The sequence below is a fragment of the Streptomyces sp. BBFR51 genome, from assembly GCF_044591655.1.
GTDB lineage: Bacteria > Actinomycetota > Actinomycetes > Streptomycetales > Streptomycetaceae > Streptomyces.
On sequence record NZ_CP172448.1, the window covers coordinates 4,444,470 to 4,460,899 of the forward strand.

Here is a 16,430-nt window from a genome sequence, read left to right on the forward strand (position 1 = left end):
GCACAATCGGTGTATGGCAGAGAGCGTGACGATCCACGGTGACCTGGAGCTGATGGCCCGTGCCGGGCATCTCTTCTCCTCGGTGCGTGAGGAGTTCGTGTGCGCCGCCCGCGACCTCGACACCTGGCCCCGCCCCGCCGCCCGGCGGGTCGCCACGGCCCGGGTGCGGGAGAGCGGGACGCAGCGGGTCCGCAAGCTGCTCAGCCCGGCCGCGCTGGCCGACGAGGACGGCCGCGCGCACCTGAGCGAGCTGGCCGCCCGGGGCGCCCGGGTACGGATCGCCGCCGGCGCCCTCCCGCACGAGACGATCGTCATCGACCGGCGCTGCGCGATCCTCGCCGGAGCGGACTCGCCGGAGGGCCGTGCGTACACGGTGACCACCGCGCCCACCCTGGTCGGCGGCGTGTACGCCCTGTTCGAAGCGGCCTGGGAGGCGGCCGCCGACCTCGCGTCCTTCCTGCGGGGCGAGCAGCCCCACCTGGACGCCGGGAGCCGGACGGTGCTGCGGGCTCTGGGTTCGGGCGCCACCGACGAGGCCGCCGCGCGGGAGCTGGGCATGTCGCTGCGTACCTACCGGCGCCGGGTCGCCGAACTGCTCGACACCCTCGACGCGGGGTCGCGGTTCCAGGCGGGGGTGCGCGCGGGCGAACTCGGCCTGAGCGGCTGAGGGAACGGTTCGGCGTCCGTCGGCGTCGTCTCCTTCCAGGGCACGGCGGCCGTGTCCCGGAGAGGGGCGGCGGGGTGGGTACGGGCGGGTTCGCCGAGTGGACACGGCGGTTCGAGGACGAGCGCGAGCGCAGACGGGAGCAGGGGGACCCGGACTGGGAGCGGGGCGCCGTGCTGCCCGAGGCGGTGTGGGCGGGCATCCAGCGCTTCCAGGTCGGCGAGGACGGTGACGGCGCCAACCTGGTCGGCAAGTCGGACCGGGCGGGCGACGCCGACTACGCGCGGGCGGTCCGGCTCTTCGTCGCCGAGGAACAGAACCACGCCCGGCTGCTGGCCCGGCTGCTGGCCGCGGGCGGCGTGCCGACGCTGCGCGGCCACTGGAGCGACACCGTCTTCGTACGGCTGCGGCGGCTGATGGGCCTGCGCCTGGAACTGCTGGTGCTGATGATCGCCGAGGTCGTGGCACTGCGGTACTACCGGGCCCTGCGCGACGGGACCGAGGACGCGCTCACCACGGACGTGGCCGGACGGATCCTGGCCGACGAGCGGCGCCACGTGCCCTTCCACTGCGAGCGGCTGCACGCCTCGCTGGACGAACTGCCCCGCTTCGCACGCCGCCCCGTGATGGCCCTGTGGCGGCTGCTCCTGCTCGCGGCCACCCTCGTCGTCGCCGTCGACCACGGCCGGGGTCTGCGCCGGCTCGGCGTCGGCCGGCGCCGTTTCGCGGCCGACGTCATGGCCTCGTCCGCCGAGGTGGTCCGCGCGGTACTGGCTCCGCCGCCGGGCACGCGGTCCGGTGAGGAGTGAGCGCCGGACGCCCGGAGGAACCCCGATGGCCTCCGCCCGCCCGTGCTACTTGCTGACGGCGAAGCGCATCAGGGCGTGTTCGTCGCCCTGCTTGACCTTGCCCGTCTCGTTGATCACCTCGAGCTTCCAGGTGCCGCCGACCCGCACGGCCTTGGCCACGGCGCAGCCGTTGTCCTGGCTGAGCAGGCTGGGCCAGATGTCGGCGACCTGCTGCGTGCCGCCGCCGCTCGCGTCGTAGACCTTGAAGCTGATGTTGCGGGCCTTCTGGAAGGAACTGCCCTTCTTGTACGCGGCGGCGACGAACACGATCGACGTGATGACGCTCGGGAGCCGCGCGAACTCGACGGTCACCGTCTCGTCGTCGCCGTCCCCGTGTCCGGTCTGGTTGTCGCCGCTGTGGAGCAGCGAGCCGTTGCCCATGGGGTCGAGCGAGTCGAGACCGGCGAGGCGTACCGGGTCTCCGCCCTGGAGGGCGACGGCGATCAGGTCGAGGTCGGTGCCGGTCTTGCGGCGCAGCTTGCCGAGCACCCCGCCGCTGCTGCCGGCGGTGGGGTCCCAGGAGACGCCGATGGACAGGTGGGTCACTCCGTCCAGGTCCGCCGGGCCGTCTTCCTTGGTGAGCGTGATCATGTGTGGGTCATCCTCCGTCGTCGTGCCTGTCTGGCCAAAGTGTGCCTGGCGCGGCCAAATTCCGATATGGCGGGTCTGTCGCTGCGGCGCCGGCCGTCCCGGGACGGCCGGCGCCGGCCGGTCAGTTTTCGAGAAGCGCCGCGCGCCCCGCCGCCACTAGCGTCAACGACATGAACTCCATCGACTCCGTCACCTTGGAGGTGGCCGACACCGAGGCCGCCGCCCGCTTCTACTCCGACGCCTTCGGACTGGACTCGTCGCGGGTACGCGTACGCGCCTCCGACGCCCCGACGACCGGCTTCCGCGGCTTCACCCTGTCGCTCGTGGTGGCGCAGCCGGGCAACGTCGACGCACTCTTCGCCTCCGCCGTCGAGGGCGGCGCCACCGTCCTCAAGCCCGCCGCGAAGTCGCTGTGGGGCTACGGAGGGGTCGTCCAGGCGCCGGACGGCACGGTCTGGCAGATCGCCACGTCGTCGAAGAAGGACACCGCCCCCGTCACCCGCGACTTCGACGAGATCGTCCTCCTCCTGGGCGTCGAGGACGTCAAGGCCACCAAGAAGTTCTACGTCGAGCAGGGCCTCACCGTGGGCAAGAGCTTCGGCGGCAAGTACGTCGAGTTCGCCTCCGCCCCGGGCACCGTCAAGCTCTCACTCTACAAGCGCCGGGCCCTCGCCAAGGTCGCGGGCGTCGCCGCCGAGGGCACCGGCTCCCACCGTCTCGTCCTCTCCGGCGCCGGAGAGCCGTTCAGCGACCCGGACGGCTTCGCCTGGGTGCCGGAACTCAGCGTGTGATCCGTTCGTCTTCCTGTGCATGTCATCACGGGAAACTCCGCGAATACGTTGGCCCCGGCCGCGGGCGAGACTCTGGGCCGTGGCGGGGGCGGCGACCCTCGCGTTCCTCATAGTGCTGGAGATCGCCGCGCGTCGCTACGGCCTGCCGGGGCCGATGACCAACCAGGCCAAAGAGCTGATATTCGCGCCCGCTTCGGGCCCCCTGCTGTACGCCGGCATGGCGTTGACGATGGTGGTCCTCACCTGGCGGCAGCGGTTCGTCGCGGCGGCCGCCGCGGTCGGCGTCGACCTCGTCGTCGCGCTGGTGCGGTGGGCGGCGGACGCCTCCGTGTCCGGCAGCCACTCCTTCGGCAACGGCGCGCTGTGGGTGATCCTGGGCTGCGCGGTCGTCGCGTTCACGCGGCGCACCGGCGAGGAACGCGTCCTCCTGCTGAAGGGGGTCGGGCTGGGCCTCCTGCTGGTGGCCGGCCGCAAGACGGGCGACGCGTGGCTGCTGATCACGTCGAAGACCCGCCCGACGGTGCTCGACCAGTACGTGGCGACCGCCGACCACGCGCTGGGCAACCCGTCGTGGCTGGCGGGCCGGATCGTCAGGGCCACGGGCCCGGTCGGTGACCACCTCCTCGACTGGGTCTACGTCCAACTCGCGGTGGCCGCGGTCGTCGTCGCGCTGTACCAGTTGCGCAAGGTGGCGGCCGAGCGCCGGTTCCCGCGCCATCACCTGGTGCGCACCTTCCTGCTGATCGGCCTTCTCGGGCCGGGCATCTACATGATCTTCCCGGTCGTCGGACCGGTCTTCGCCTACGGCAGCGGCGCCTTCGGCACCGGCGGCGAGCAATGGGCGATCGCCAGCCTGTGGCCCCACACGACACCGCCCCTCATCGCGCCCCACCCGGTGACGTACGACGGGGTCACACCGCGCAACTGCATGCCCAGCCTGCACACGGCGTGGGCCACCGTGATCTTCGTCCACTCCCGCACGGGCCCGCGGATCCTGCGCTACGCGGGAACGTTCTGGCTGGCCGCCACCCTCAGCGCGACGCTGGGCTTCGGCTACCACTACGCCATCGACCTCGTGGCCGGTGTGGTGTTCGCGTTGACGATCGAGGCGGCGCTGCGCTCGCTGGACCGCGGTTGGGACCGGTCGGGGACCCAACTGGTCGTCCACGGAACAGTGGTGTTCGCCGCGATCCTGGCGTCCACCCGCTATCTGTCGCTGGAGATGGCCCACCATCCGTGGGTCTTCGGCCCGCTGCTGATCCTGGCGATGGCCTCGGTGATCCACGGCTATGCGCGGACCACGAAGGGGTGGGCGCCGATGGCCGCGGCGCCGGCCCAGCGGCCGGAGCCCCGACTCGAGGCGGCCTGACGCGGCCTGACGCGGGCTGAGCACATCCGCAGGCGTGGTGCCATGCGTGGCGCCACGAGGGTGCAGGCTGGCTCACCCGTATATGCGCAGGTCAGGTGGCTCTCTCTGGCGGCCTTCCGAAATTGGTGCCATGAATGCTTGTCCATGACGCCACCATGGTGCCATGATGGCGTCATGGACCTCACCCCGTATGTCGACACCCTCCGCCGCGAACTCGCGGTGGCCGCCGAAGCCGGGGGCGACGAAGCCCGCGAGCTGGCCGAGAGGCTCATCGCCCCGTTGGAGTCGGCGACCCGGCTGACCATGCTCAACGTGCTCTCCGCCGCGATGGACGAGATCACCCGCGAACTCGCCCCCGGGTCGGTCGACGTGCGGCTGCGCGGGCTCGAGCCCGACTTCGTGGTGACGCCGCCGCCCACCGACGAGAGCGCCCCCGCGGCGTCGGCCGCACCCGCCGAACCGCTCAAGCCGCAGACGCCCGCCGACGGCGACGAGGGCGGCATGGCCCGCGTCAACCTGCGCCTGCCGGCCCACCTCAAGGTGCGCGCCGAGGACGCCGCGAGCCGCGAGGGCCTGTCGGTCAACGCGTGGCTGGTGCGCGCCGTGTCGGCCGCGGTCGACGGCGGTGGCGCGCCGGGCGCGGCGGAGCGCGCCCGCAGCGTCGGGCAGAGCTTCACCGGCTGGGTGCGTTAACCGCGCGCCGCGCCCGCGCCCCGAAAAGATCGAGCTCCGCACCCACACCACGTCCCACCAGCGGGGACGCCCCACGGACTCATGAGGACGGTACAGCCATGCCTTCTTTCGACACTCCCCGGCCGATCGCCGTGACCGCCCACGTCGGCGCCGGTTCCGTCCGCTTCACCGCGGGCGACCGGCTCGACACGGTCGTCGAGGTGCGCCCCGGCGACCCCGGGCGGGACAAGGACGTACGGGCCGCCGAGCAGACCGAGGTCTCGTACGTGAGCGGCGTCCTGACGATCAGCACGAAGGAGCGCCGCTTCATCGGACCCTCCGGCGGCGTCGACGTGACGGTGGAGCTGCCCACGGGCTCGCGCGTCGACGTGGAAGGCTCCTGGACCCAGGTCCTCGGCGAGGGCCGGCTCGGCGAGGTCCGGGTGAAGACCCCGGGCGGTGACGTCCGCCTGGACACGACCGGGCCGCTCCAGCTCACCGCCTCCCACGGCTCGGTCACCGTGGACCGGGTCGAGGGCTCGGCCGAGATCACCACCAGCTCGGGCAGCGTGCGCGTCGGCGTCATCGACGGCCCGGCCGTCCTGAAGAACTCGCACGGTTCCACGACCGTGGGCGCCGCACTCGGCGACCTGCGGGTGAAGAACGCCAACGGTGACATCAACGTCGCCCGCGCCGAGGCCTCGCTCACCGCCACCACCGCCCACGGCACCCTGCGGGTGGACGAAGTGGTCCGCGGAGAGGTCCGGCTGGAGACCTCCTACGGCGCCATCGAGGTCGGCGTCCGCGAGGGCACGGCCGCCTGGCTCGACGTCCACTCGGGCGCCGGGCAGGTGCGCAACACGCTCACCGCGTCCGGCAGCCCCGCGGACCCCGAGGACGCCGTCAAGATTCGCGCCCGCACCCGGTACGGCAACATCGACGTCCGCCGCGCCAAGGCCTGAGCGCCGCCCGGCCCCGCGCTCCGCCCACTCCGCCCCCTCCTTCATCCTCCTTCACCCCACCCCTCGAACGGGAGGGCTCCATGCCTTCATCTGTCATGCCCACGCCCAGGAAGGGCGACGGTGCGCACGCGTCCGCCGCCGCGATCTCGACCGTAGGTCTGCGCAAGTCGTACGGCGACAAGACCGTCCTGGACGGCATCGACCTGCGCATCCCGGCCGGGTCCGTGTTCGCGCTGCTCGGGCCGAACGGTGCCGGCAAGACCACCGCCGTGAAGATCCTGTCCACGCTCATCTCCGCCGACGGCGGGCAGGCCCAGGTCGCGGGCCACGACCTCGCCGCCGACCCGCAGGCCGTGCGGGCCGCGATCGGTGTCACCGGGCAGTTCTCGGCCGTGGACGGTCTGATCACCGGCGAGGAGAACATGCTCCTCATGGCCGACCTGCACCTGCTCCCCCGGCGCGAGGGACGGCGGGTCGCCGCCGAACTGCTGGAGCAATTCGGTCTCACCGAGGCCGCCGGGAAGCCCGCCGCCACCTACTCCGGCGGCATGAAACGCCGCCTCGACATCGCCATGACCCTGGTCGGCAGCCCGCGGATCATCTTCCTGGACGAGCCCACCACCGGCCTCGACCCCCGCTCCCGCCACAACATGTGGCAGATCATCCGCGAACTCGTCACCGGCGGCACCACCGTCTTCCTCACCACCCAGTACCTGGACGAGGCAGACGAACTCGCCGACCGTGTCGCGGTGCTCAACGACGGCACGATCGCAGCCGAGGGCGCCCCCGAGGAACTCAAACGCCTCGTCCCCGGCGGACACGTCCGGCTCCGCTTCACCGACCCGGACACCTACCGGGCCGCGGCCGCCGCCCTGCCCGCCGGGACCCCGGACGAGGACTCCCTCACCCTCCAGATCCCCAGCGACGGCAGCCAGCGCGACCTGCGCTCCGTCCTCGACCGCCTGGACGACGCCCGCATCGAGGCCGACGAACTCACCGTCCACACCCCCGACCTCGACGACGTCTTCTTCGCCCTGACCGGCGGCGCCGACGTCCCCGCCCAGTCCGACGCGACCAAGGAGACGGTCCGATGAGCACTCTCCCCCTCGCCGCGCGCAACTCCTCCACCATGCTGCGCCGCAACCTCCTGCACGCCCGCCGCTACCCCTCCCTCACCCTGAACCTCCTGCTCACGCCGATCATGCTGCTGCTCCTCTTCGTCTACATCTTCGGAGACACGATGAGCGCCGGCATCGGCGGCGACGCCGACCGGTCCGCCTACGTCGCCTTCCTCGTGCCGGGTCTGCTGCTGATGACCATCGGCAGCACCACGATCGGCACCGCGGTCTCCGTCTGCAACGACATGACCGAGGGGATCATCGCCCGCTTCCGCACCATGGCCATCCACCGGGGCTCCGTGATCACCGGGCACGTCATCGGCAGCGTCCTGCAGTCGGTGATCAGTGTGGTCCTGGTCGGTGCCGTCGCCGTGGCCATCGGCTTCCGCTCCACCGACGCCACCCTCCTGGAATGGCTCGCGGCCTTCGGGCTCCTCACGCTGTTCGCGCTGGCGCTCACCTGGATCGCGGTCGGAATGGGCCTGGTCAGCCCGAACGCCGAGGCCGCCGGCAACAACGCCATGCCACTGATCTTCCTGCCCCTCATCTCCAGCACCTTCGTGCCCATCGACGCGATGCCGGGCTGGTTCCAGCCCATCGCCGAGTACCAGCCGTTCACGCCCGCCATCGAGACCCTGCGCGGCCTGCTCCTCGGCACCGAAATCGGCCACAACGGCTGGCTCGCCCTCGGCTGGTGCCTGGCGCTCTGCGCGCTCGGCTCCTTCTGGTCGAAGGCGGTCTTCAACCGCGACCCGAAGTAGGGCAAGGCACCGGGCGGCAACCTCCGCGGGCGGGCGCCCGCGGCCCGTCCCCGGCCTCCGGGGCGACGCACTCCGACACCCCGTCGGCGTACGCCGCCCTTTCGCGGTGCCATGACTGGCGCAGGGTGGCGTTGAATGACTTTCTAGTGGCGATTCGTGCTCTGCGGCGGCGGGGTGGGCCTCGCCTCCAGCCTCGCCGTGGCGGCCCTCGCCTCCTGGATCCCCTGGGCCCTGGCCAACGCCGTGATCACCGTGGTCTCCACCGTCCTCGCCACCGAGCTGCACGCCCGCTTCACCTTCGGTGCCGACGGGCGCGCGACCCGGCGCCAGCACGTCCGGTCGGCCGGGTCGGCGGCGGCCGCGTACGCGGTGACCTGCGTGGCGATGTTCGCCCTGCACCAGCTGGTGGCGACGCCGGGCGCGGTGATCGAGCAGGTCGTCTACCTGTCCGCCTCCGCCCTCGCCGGCGTCGCGCGGTTCGCGGTGCTGCGCCTGGTCGTCTTCGCGCGCGGCCGCACGCGGGTCGTCCCCGGGCCCCGGACCGCGGTGGGTGGCCGGGTGCTGCCCGCCCTGGCGTGAGGCGCTCGTCGTCAGAGAGGCGTCAAGGGCGTTCGTGCCGCCGTATGGAAGCCATCAACGGTGGCCGAATCCGGTCGGAAAGGGGCTCTCATCTCGATGTCAGCCTCTTTTCCGAACCCCACTAGGAGCCTGCGATGGCCGACCTGGCCTTCGTCGTCACCATGATCGCGGTGTTCGCGCTCGTGGCCCTTGTCGCCAAGGGGGTGACGAAGCTGTGACCGCGGAGAACATCGTCGGCCTGATCGTGGCCGTCGCCCTGCTGGGTTACCTCGTCCTCGCCCTGATCCACCCGGAGAGGTTCTGAGCCACCCCATGAGCCCCGTCCTCGCCGGCGTGCTCCAGCTGCTCGCGCTCGTCGCCGCGCTGGGTCTCGCCCACCGCCCCCTCGGCAACCACATGGCCAGGGTCTACACCTCCGACAGGCACTGGCGCGTGGAGAAGTGGATCTACAGGGGAATCGGCGCCGATCCGGACACCGAGATGCGCTGGCCCGCGTACCTGCGCGGCGTCCTCGCCTTCTCCCTCGCCGGCCTCCTCTTCCTCTACCTGCTCCAGCGGCTCCAGGGCGTACTGCCCGGCTCGCTCGGCTTCGCGTCCATCGACCCGGACCAGGCGTTCAACACCGCCGCGTCCTTCGTGGCCAACACCAACTGGCAGTCGTACTACGGCGAGCAGGCCATGGGCCACGTCGTGCAGACCGCCGGGCTGGCCGTGCAGAACTTCGTCTCGGCGGCCGTCGGCATCGCGGTGGCCGTCGCCCTCGTACGCGGCCTCGCCCGGTCCCGCACCGGTGAACTCGGCAACTTCTGGGCCGACCTGGTCCGCGGAGTCGTCCGCGTCCTGCTGCCGATCGCCCTGGTCGGCGCGGTGATCCTGGTGGCCTGCGGGGTCATCCAGAACTTCTCGGGCATCCACGAGGTCGGCCAGTTCATGGGCGGCACCCAGGAGTGGAACGGGGGCGCGGTCGCCTCCCAGGAGGTCATCAAGGAGCTGGGCACGAACGGCGGCGGCTACTTCAACGCCAACTCCGCCCACCCCTTCGAGAACCCGACGCCGTTCACCAACCTGTTCGAGATCTTCCTGATCCTGCTGATCCCGGTCGCCCTGACCCGCACCTTCGGCGTCATGACCGGATCGGTGCGCCAGGGCTACGCGATCCTCGGCACCATGGCCACCATCTGGGTCGCTTTCGTGGCCCTGATGATGTGGACCGAGTTCGCCCACCACGGCCCCGCGCTGGAGATGGCCGGCGGGGCGATGGAGGGCAAGGAGGTCCGCTTCGGCATCGGCGGCTCGTCGATCTTCGCGGTGACCACCACCCTGACCTCGACCGGCGCCGTCGACTCCTTCCACTCCTCCTACACCGGACTCGGCGGCGGCATCACCATGCTCGGCATGATGCTGGGCGAGATCGCGCCCGGCGGTGTCGGGTCCGGCCTCTACGGCATGCTGGTCATGGCGGTCATCGCGGTCTTCATCGCCGGCCTCATGGTCGGCCGTACCCCCGAGTACCTGGGCAAGAAGATCGGCACCCGCGAGATCAAGTTCGCCGCCTGCTACATCCTCGTCACCCCGGCCCTGGTCCTGGTCTTCACCGCCGCGGCGATGGCCCTGCCCACCCCGGGCCACTCGATGACCAACAGCGGGGCGCACGGCTTCTCCGAGATCCTGTACGCCTACACCTCCGCCTCGAACAACAACGGCTCGGCCTTCGCGGGCCTGAACGCCGACACCCAGTGGTTCAACAGCACCCTCGGACTCGCCATGCTGCTCGGCCGGTTCGTGCCGATGGTGTTCGTCCTGGCCCTCGCGGGCTCGCTGGCCGGGCAGCAGCCGGTGCCGGCCACCGCGGGCACCCTGCGCACCGAGAAGCCGCTCTTCGCCGGCCTGCTGGTGGGCGCCGTCCTGATCATCACCGGTCTGACCTACTTCCCGGCCCTTGCCCTGGGCCCGCTCGCCGAAGGGCTGGCGGCATGACCACCGACACGCACAAGACCGACCCGCGGAACCAAGGGGACCCGATGTCCACAGCCACCCCGACCCGGGCGCCGCACGACGACGCGCCCACCGGGCACAAGCCCGAGGAGGGCCGCGTGGGAGCGGGCCTCTTCGATCCCGGGCAACTGGTCCGGTCGCTGCCCGACGCGCTGCGCAAGCTCGACCCGCGGGTGATGGTCAAGTCGCCCGTCATGTTCGTCGTCCTCGCCGGCTCCGTCCTGACCACCGTCTTCTCCTTCAAGGACCCCGGCGACTGGTTCGGCTGGACGATCAGCGCCTGGCTCTGGCTGACCGTGCTCTTCGCCAACCTGGCGGAGGCGGTCGCGGAGGGCCGCGGCAAGGCCCAGGCCGACACGCTGCGCAAGGCCAAGTCCGACACGGTCGCCCGTCGGGTCGACGGCACCACCGTGCCCGGTACCGGACTCACGGTCGGCGACCTGGTCGTCTGCGAGGCCGGGGACGTCATCCCCGGCGACGGCGACGTCGTCGAGGGCGTCGCCTCGGTCGACGAGTCGGCGATCACCGGCGAGTCCGCGCCCGTCATCCGCGAGTCCGGCGGCGACCGGTCCGCGGTCACCGGCGGCACCAAGGTGCTCTCCGACCGCGTCGTCGTCAGGATCACCACGAAGCCGGGCGAGACCTTCATCGACCGGATGATCAACCTGGTCGAGGGGGCGGCCCGGCAGAAGACGCCGAACGAGATCGCGCTGAACATCCTGCTGGCCTCGCTGACCGTCGTCTTCCTGCTGGCCTGCGCCACCCTCCCGCCGTTCGCCGCCTACGCGGGCACCCACCTGACCATGGTCGTGCTGGTTGCCCTGCTGGTCTGCCTGATCCCGACCACGATCGGCGCCCTGCTCTCCGCGATCGGCATCGCGGGCATGGACCGCCTGGTGCAGCGCAACGTGCTGGCGATGTCGGGCCGCGCGGTCGAGGCCGCCGGTGACGTCTCCACGCTGCTGCTGGACAAGACCGGCACCATCACGCTCGGCAACCGGCAGGCGGCGGAGTTCGTGCCGGTGGGCGGCGCCGGCGGCACCACCGACGTCGACGTCGCCGACGCCGCCCAGCTCGCCTCGCTCGCCGACGAGACACCCGAGGGCCGCTCGGTCGTCGTCCTCGCCCAGGAGAAGTACGGGCTGCGCGAACGCCCACCCGTCGCCCACCACCGCCCTTCTGAGGAAGCGCTTCGCGCCCTTTCTTCTTCGGGCGAACTCGTGGGCGCCGAGTGGATCCCGTTCACCGCCCAGACCCGTATGTCGGGTGTGGACGCCGACGGCCGCAAGGTGCGCAAGGGCGCGGCGGGTTCGGTCCTCGCCTGGGTCGAGGAGCGGGGCGGCACGGTCGCCGACGACGCGGACGCGGCCGTCCGGCGGATCTCGGAGGCGGGCGGTACGCCGCTGCTGGTGGCGGTCGAGGACGAGCGCGGCGCGCGTGTCCTGGGCGTCGTCCACCTCAAGGACGTCGTCAAGCAGGGCATGCGCGAGCGGTTCGCCGAGCTGCGCCGCATGGGCATCAGGACCGTCATGATCACGGGCGACAACCCGCTGACGGCCAGGGCCATCGCCGACGAGGCGGGCGTGGACGACTTCCTCGCGGAGGCCACGCCCGAGGACAAGATGGCGCTGATCAAGCGGGAGCAGGCCGTCGGCAAGCTGGTCGCGATGACCGGCGACGGCACCAACGACGCCCCCGCGCTGGCCCAGGCGGACGTCGGCGTGGCCATGAACACCGGCACGTCGGCCGCCAAGGAGGCCGGCAACATGGTCGACCTCGACTCCAACCCGACCAAGCTCATCGAGATCGTCGAGATCGGCAAGCAGTTGCTGATCACGCGCGGGGCGCTGACGACGTTCTCCGTCGCCAACGACGTCGCCAAGTACTTCGCGATCGTCCCGGCGCTGTTCGCGGCCGTCTATCCGGGCCTGGACAGGCTCAACGTCATGGGCCTGTCCTCGCCGGACTCCGCGATCCTGTCCGCGGTGATCTTCAACGCGCTGATCATCGTCGTCCTGGTCCCGCTCGCGCTGAAGGGCGTGCGCTACCGGCCGACGAGCGCCGACCGGATGCTGCGCCGCAACCTCGCCGTCTACGGACTGGGCGGCCTCGTCGCCCCGTTCGCCGGCATCAAGCTCATCGACCTGATCGTCTCGACCATCCCCGGAATCGGTTGACCGCCATGAACACCTCCGTAACCAACGCCGCCCGGCTGCTCGGGGCGGGCCTGCGCGCCCTCCTCGTGCTGACCGTGGTCACCGGCATCGTCTACCCGCTCGTCGTCACCGGCATCGCCCAGGGGCTGTTCCCCGGGAACGCGAACGGCTCGGAGACCAAGGCGGACGGCGGCAGGGTCGTCGGCTCGTCCCTGATCGGCCAGGCGTACAACCTGCCGCTGAAGGAGGGCCAGGAGACTCCGGAGCCGGACCTGAAGTGGTTCCAGGGCCGTCCCCAGAACGGCCTCGGCACCAACACCGTCAACACCCAGTACGACCTGATCCTGTCCGGTGCCACCAACCGCTCCGCCGACAACGCGGAGTTGGCCCAGTGGGTGAAGGACGCCAAGGCCGCCGTGGTCAAGGACAACTCGGTGCCCGGCCACCGGGTGGCCCCCGCCGACGTGCCCGCGGACGCGGTCACCTCCTCCGGCTCCGGCCTGGACCCGGACATCTCCCCGGAGTACGCCGACCTCCAGGTCCACCGGGTCGCCGAGAAGAACGGCCTGCCCGCCGAACGCGTCCAGACCCTCGTCGACCGGCACACGGAGCCCCGCACCCTCGGCTTCATCGGCGAACCGCGGGTGAACGTCCTCGAGCTGAACATCGCGCTCGGGGAACTCGCGGCCGGGCACTGAGCCGGGCACGGGGGATTGGGGGAGGCCGGTTACAATCCGGACCATGGCCCTGACCGTGAGCGACGTGGAGCGGTTCGAGGCCTCCAGGCACCGTCTGGAGGCCATCGCCTACCGCCTGCTCGGCTCCGCGGGCGAGGCCGAGGACGCCGTGCAGGAGACGTACCTGCGCTGGCAGGCGGCCGACGTCGAGCGCGTCGAGGTCCCCGAGGCCTGGCTGACGAAGGTCCTCACCAACCTGTGCCTCAACCAGCTCACCTCGGCCCGCGCACGCCGGGAGACCTACGTGGGCCAGTGGCTGCCCGAGCCGCTGCTCGCCGGTGACCCGATGCTCGGCCCGGCGGAAACGGCCGAGCAGCGCGAGTCGGTCTCCTTCGCGGTCCTCGCGCTGCTGGAGCGGCTCTCGCCGGGCGAGCGGGCGGTGTACGTCCTGCGCGAGGCGTTCGGGTACGCGCACCGGGAGATCGCCGCGATCCTCGACATCAGCGAGGACGCCAGCCAGCAGACCCTGCACCGCGCCAGGAAGCACGTCGCGCAGGGCAGGGCCCGCACGGAGATCGACGAGGCGGCGGCCCGGCGGGTCGTCGACGAGTTCCTCGCGGCGGCCACCAGCGGCGACACCGAGCCGCTCGTACGGCTGCTCACCCAGGACGCCGTGTCGGTCGGCGACGGCGGCGGGAAGGTCCCGGCCCGCGCCAAGGCGTTCGAGGGCGCCCGCGCCGTGGCGACGTTCCTGCGGGGGCTGTTCAAGCCCGGCAAGGCCAAGCGCGACCTGGCCGGCGGTCCCGCCGAGATCTACGCCGCCACCGCCAACGGCGACCCCGCCGTGGTGGCCGTCGTGCACGGCCGGGTCATCGGGATCATGTGCCTGGAGGTCACCCCCGAGGGGATCGCGGGCTTCCGCAACCAGGTCAACCCCGACAAGCTCGAACGTGCCACGCGGCGGTGGGCGGCCACCGACCACGGAGACCCCCTGTTCAACGCCTTCTGACGTCTCCCTGGCGTCTTCCTGGCGTCTCCCTGACGTGACCTGACGTCTTCTGACCAGAATGTGGTGCGCGTCACTCCCCGCCCCTGTCAGGAATCGGCGGGCTGCCCGGTTCAAGGGGCGAGTCCCGCTGGAGAGCCCCGCCGGAGAGCCTCAGCGGCCGGAGACAAGGGAGTACGTCATGCAGCACGCCACCCAGCACCGCATCGTCGTCCTGGGCGCCGGATACACCGGAGCCGTCGCCGCCGGGCGGCTCGCCAGGCGACTGCGCCGCGAGGACGCGGCCATCACCCTCGTCAACGCCGAGCCCCACTTCGTCGAACGGGTCCGGATGCACCAGCTCGCGGTCGGTCAGGACCTCGCGCCCCGCTCCCTGGACGAGATGTTCGCCGACACCGGGGTCGACCTGCGCATCGCGACGGTCACCGGTGTCGACGTCGACCAAAAGACCGTCGCCGTCACCGACCCGGACGGCCCCGGGGAACTGCCGTACGACACCCTCGTCTACGCCCTGGGCAGTGCCTGGAACCACCAGGACGTCCCCGGTGCCGTGGAACACGCCCACGAGATCGCGGGCCGCTCGGGGGCGCTCCGGCTGCGCGAACGCCTGGCGGGTCTTGAGGCCGGCCGGTCCGTGGTCGTGGTCGGCGGCGGGCTCACCGGCCTGGAGGCCGCGTCCGAGATCGCCGAGGCCCGCCCGGACCTCGACGTGGCGCTCACGGCCCGCGGCGACCTCGGCGACTGGCTCTCCCCCAAGGGGCGCCGGCACCTGCGGAAGGTCTTCGGCGCCCTGGGCATCACGGCGCACGAGAACGCCGACGTCACGACGGTCGCCGAGGACCACGTCGTCACCGCCGACGGCACGCACGTCCCGGCCGAGGTCACGGTGTGGACCACCGGATTCGCCGTCCACCCGATGGCGCGGGCCACCACGCTGGACGTCACCGACACGGGCCGGATCGTCGTCGACGGGACCATGCGCTCGGTGTCCCACCCGGACGTGTACGCCGTGGGCGACGCGGCCCTGGCGGCGGGCCCCGGCGACAAGCCCCTGCGGATGTCGTGCGCCTCGGGCGTCCCCAGCGCCTGGCAGGCCGCCGACGCCATCGCGGCCCGCCTGACCGGCCAGAAGCTGCCGAAGGTGTCGCCGCGTTACTTCAACCAGTGCATTTCGCTGGGCCGCAGGCAGGGCCTGATCCAGTACGTCACCGCCGACGACCGTGCGGTGAGCGCGGCCCTGACCGGACGGCTCGCCGCCCTCTACAAGGAACTCGTCTGCAAGTCGGCGGCCTGGGGCGTCGCCAACCCGACCCTCGGCATGCCGACCCGCCGCCGCCCGGTCGCGCCCCGGACCCCGGAGCCGGTCCCGACGGTGTGAGCGGCCGCCGTGCTCAGCGCACCGGGAACCCGAAGTCGTACCCCTGCTCCTCGAGCCACGGCAGGACGCGACGCAGGGCTTCGACGGTCTGGGTGCGGTCGCCTCCCGCGTCGTGGAAGAGGATGGTCGGCCCGTTGGGCAGCTCCCGCTGGACGGTGGCGACGATGGCGTCCGTGCCCGGCCGCTCGAAGTCCTTGGTGTCCACGTTCCAGCCCAGCGGGCGCATGCCCCGGGAGGCGGCCAGCTTGCGGCTGTAGGGGGTGAAGGCACCGCCGGGGGCGCGGTAGTACATCGGCCGTACGCCCCCGGACGCCTTGGTGATCATGCGCTCGGCGTCGAGGATCTCCTTGGACTGGTAGGCCTCGGACTTCTTGTCCATGGCGGTGTCGTGCGACACCGAGTGGTCGCACAGCCGGTGCCCGGCCGCGACGACGTCCTTCACCAGGTCCGGGTGGGCCTGCGCCTGCGTGCCCGTCATGCAGAAGGTGGCCTTCACGTCGTACTCGCGCAGCAGATCGAGCACTTGGGGGGTCCACGCGGGGTCGGGGCCGTCGTCGATGGTGATGTTGACGCCGCGCGCCCCCGCGTCCGAGGCGTGCGCGATGCTCACGTCGACCGGCTTGATGTCGCCGCCAGGCGTGGCCGAGGCGGTCGCCTTCGGCGTCGCGCCACCCGCCGGGTCGGCCTGCGCGGTCCACACCGAGGCGCCGACTGCGAGCACCGTCACGCCCAGCGCCGCCCCGACGACCTTGCCGTACCAGCCCCGCCCGCCACCGTGCCGCGCCATGTCCGCCCCGCCTTCGCGTAGTTCCTCGCCGGCCCTCGATCACGTTGGGGACCACATGGCAGGACGAGAGACGAAG

The 16,430-nt window shown here is 71.9% G+C and carries 17 protein-coding genes; 15 read left to right on the forward strand and 2 right to left on the reverse strand.

All coding sequences use genetic code 11. The annotated features are described in order from the left end of the window. The first annotated feature begins 13 nt into the window (after positions 1-13). Both ACGH7X_RS20270 and ACGH7X_RS20275 read left to right on the forward strand, forming a co-directional pair. Complete coding sequence (locus ACGH7X_RS20270) at positions 14-667, forward strand: DNA-binding response regulator (RefSeq protein WP_399886808.1); 654 nt, start codon at positions 14-16, stop codon at positions 665-667. A gap of 74 nt (positions 668-741) precedes the next feature. Then, on the forward strand, positions 742-1,473 hold the full coding sequence (locus ACGH7X_RS20275; protein WP_399886809.1) for a ferritin-like domain-containing protein: 732 nt from the start codon (positions 742-744) through the stop codon (positions 1,471-1,473). A gap of 45 nt (positions 1,474-1,518) precedes the next feature. On the opposite strand, the gene ACGH7X_RS20280 is transcribed toward ACGH7X_RS20275, so the two are convergent. Continuing rightward, positions 1,519-2,103 (reverse strand): TerD family protein, encoded by a 585-nt coding sequence (locus tag ACGH7X_RS20280; protein ID WP_399886810.1) that lies wholly within the window; start codon positions 2,101-2,103, stop codon positions 1,519-1,521. 170 nt (positions 2,104-2,273) lie between these two features. Here ACGH7X_RS20280 and ACGH7X_RS20285 point away from each other — a divergent pair, with 170 nt between their 5' ends. From ACGH7X_RS20285 to ACGH7X_RS20345, 13 genes are all read left to right on the forward strand, one after another. Further along, on the forward strand, positions 2,274-2,894 hold the full coding sequence (locus ACGH7X_RS20285) for a glyoxalase (protein ID WP_399886811.1): 621 nt from the start codon (positions 2,274-2,276) through the stop codon (positions 2,892-2,894). 79 nt (positions 2,895-2,973) lie between these two features. Further along, a complete protein-coding gene (locus tag ACGH7X_RS20290; protein ID WP_399886812.1) occupies positions 2,974-4,263 on the forward strand; it encodes a phosphatase PAP2 family protein in 1,290 nt (429 codons plus the stop codon). Between the two features lie 174 nt (positions 4,264-4,437). Next, the gene (locus ACGH7X_RS20295) at positions 4,438-4,956 is read left to right on the forward strand and encodes a hypothetical protein (RefSeq protein ID WP_399886813.1); all 519 of its coding nucleotides are present in this window, start codon (positions 4,438-4,440) and stop codon (positions 4,954-4,956) included. 98 nt (positions 4,957-5,054) lie between these two features. Then, on the forward strand, positions 5,055-5,897 hold the full coding sequence (locus ACGH7X_RS20300) for a DUF4097 family beta strand repeat-containing protein (RefSeq protein ID WP_399886814.1): 843 nt from the start codon (positions 5,055-5,057) through the stop codon (positions 5,895-5,897). 80 nt (positions 5,898-5,977) lie between these two features. Next, positions 5,978-6,991: an ATP-binding cassette domain-containing protein gene (locus ACGH7X_RS20305; protein ID WP_399886815.1), complete on the forward strand. Its 1,014-nt coding sequence runs from the start codon at positions 5,978-5,980 to the stop codon at positions 6,989-6,991. Then, positions 6,988-7,776, forward strand: coding sequence for an ABC transporter permease (locus tag ACGH7X_RS20310; RefSeq protein ID WP_399886816.1), 789 nt, complete (start codon positions 6,988-6,990; stop codon positions 7,774-7,776). Before ACGH7X_RS20305 ends, ACGH7X_RS20310 begins: the two co-directional genes overlap by 4 nt. Positions 7,777-7,932: 156 nt before the next feature. Beyond that, a complete protein-coding gene (locus ACGH7X_RS20315; protein ID WP_399886817.1) occupies positions 7,933-8,355 on the forward strand; it encodes a GtrA family protein in 423 nt (140 codons plus the stop codon). A gap of 214 nt (positions 8,356-8,569) precedes the next feature. Then, positions 8,570-8,659 carry a K(+)-transporting ATPase subunit F gene (gene kdpF / locus ACGH7X_RS20320; RefSeq protein ID WP_037922167.1) on the forward strand — a complete coding sequence of 30 codons (90 nt, stop codon included), beginning with the start codon at positions 8,570-8,572 and terminating at the stop codon, positions 8,657-8,659. An 8-nt stretch (positions 8,660-8,667) separates the two neighbouring features. Further along, the gene (kdpA, locus tag ACGH7X_RS20325; protein ID WP_399886818.1) at positions 8,668-10,332 is read left to right on the forward strand and encodes a potassium-transporting ATPase subunit KdpA; all 1,665 of its coding nucleotides are present in this window, start codon (positions 8,668-8,670) and stop codon (positions 10,330-10,332) included. Further along, a complete protein-coding gene (gene kdpB, locus ACGH7X_RS20330; protein ID WP_399886819.1) occupies positions 10,329-12,527 on the forward strand; it encodes a potassium-transporting ATPase subunit KdpB in 2,199 nt (732 codons plus the stop codon). The genes kdpA and kdpB overlap by 4 nt, the downstream gene beginning before the upstream one ends. A gap of 5 nt (positions 12,528-12,532) precedes the next feature. Then, a complete protein-coding gene (locus ACGH7X_RS20335; protein ID WP_399886820.1) occupies positions 12,533-13,204 on the forward strand; it encodes a potassium-transporting ATPase subunit C in 672 nt (223 codons plus the stop codon). A gap of 43 nt (positions 13,205-13,247) precedes the next feature. After that, on the forward strand, positions 13,248-14,192 hold the full coding sequence (sigJ, locus tag ACGH7X_RS20340) for an RNA polymerase sigma factor SigJ (protein ID WP_399886821.1): 945 nt from the start codon (positions 13,248-13,250) through the stop codon (positions 14,190-14,192). A 178-nt stretch (positions 14,193-14,370) separates the two neighbouring features. After that, complete coding sequence (locus ACGH7X_RS20345) at positions 14,371-15,567, forward strand: NAD(P)/FAD-dependent oxidoreductase (RefSeq protein ID WP_399886822.1); 1,197 nt, start codon at positions 14,371-14,373, stop codon at positions 15,565-15,567. A 13-nt stretch (positions 15,568-15,580) separates the two neighbouring features. Here the strand turns inward: ACGH7X_RS20345 and ACGH7X_RS20350 are convergent, their stop codons facing one another. After that, positions 15,581-16,354: a polysaccharide deacetylase family protein gene (locus ACGH7X_RS20350; RefSeq protein WP_399886823.1), complete on the reverse strand. Its 774-nt coding sequence runs from the start codon at positions 16,352-16,354 to the stop codon at positions 15,581-15,583. Positions 16,355-16,430 lie beyond the last annotated feature (76 nt).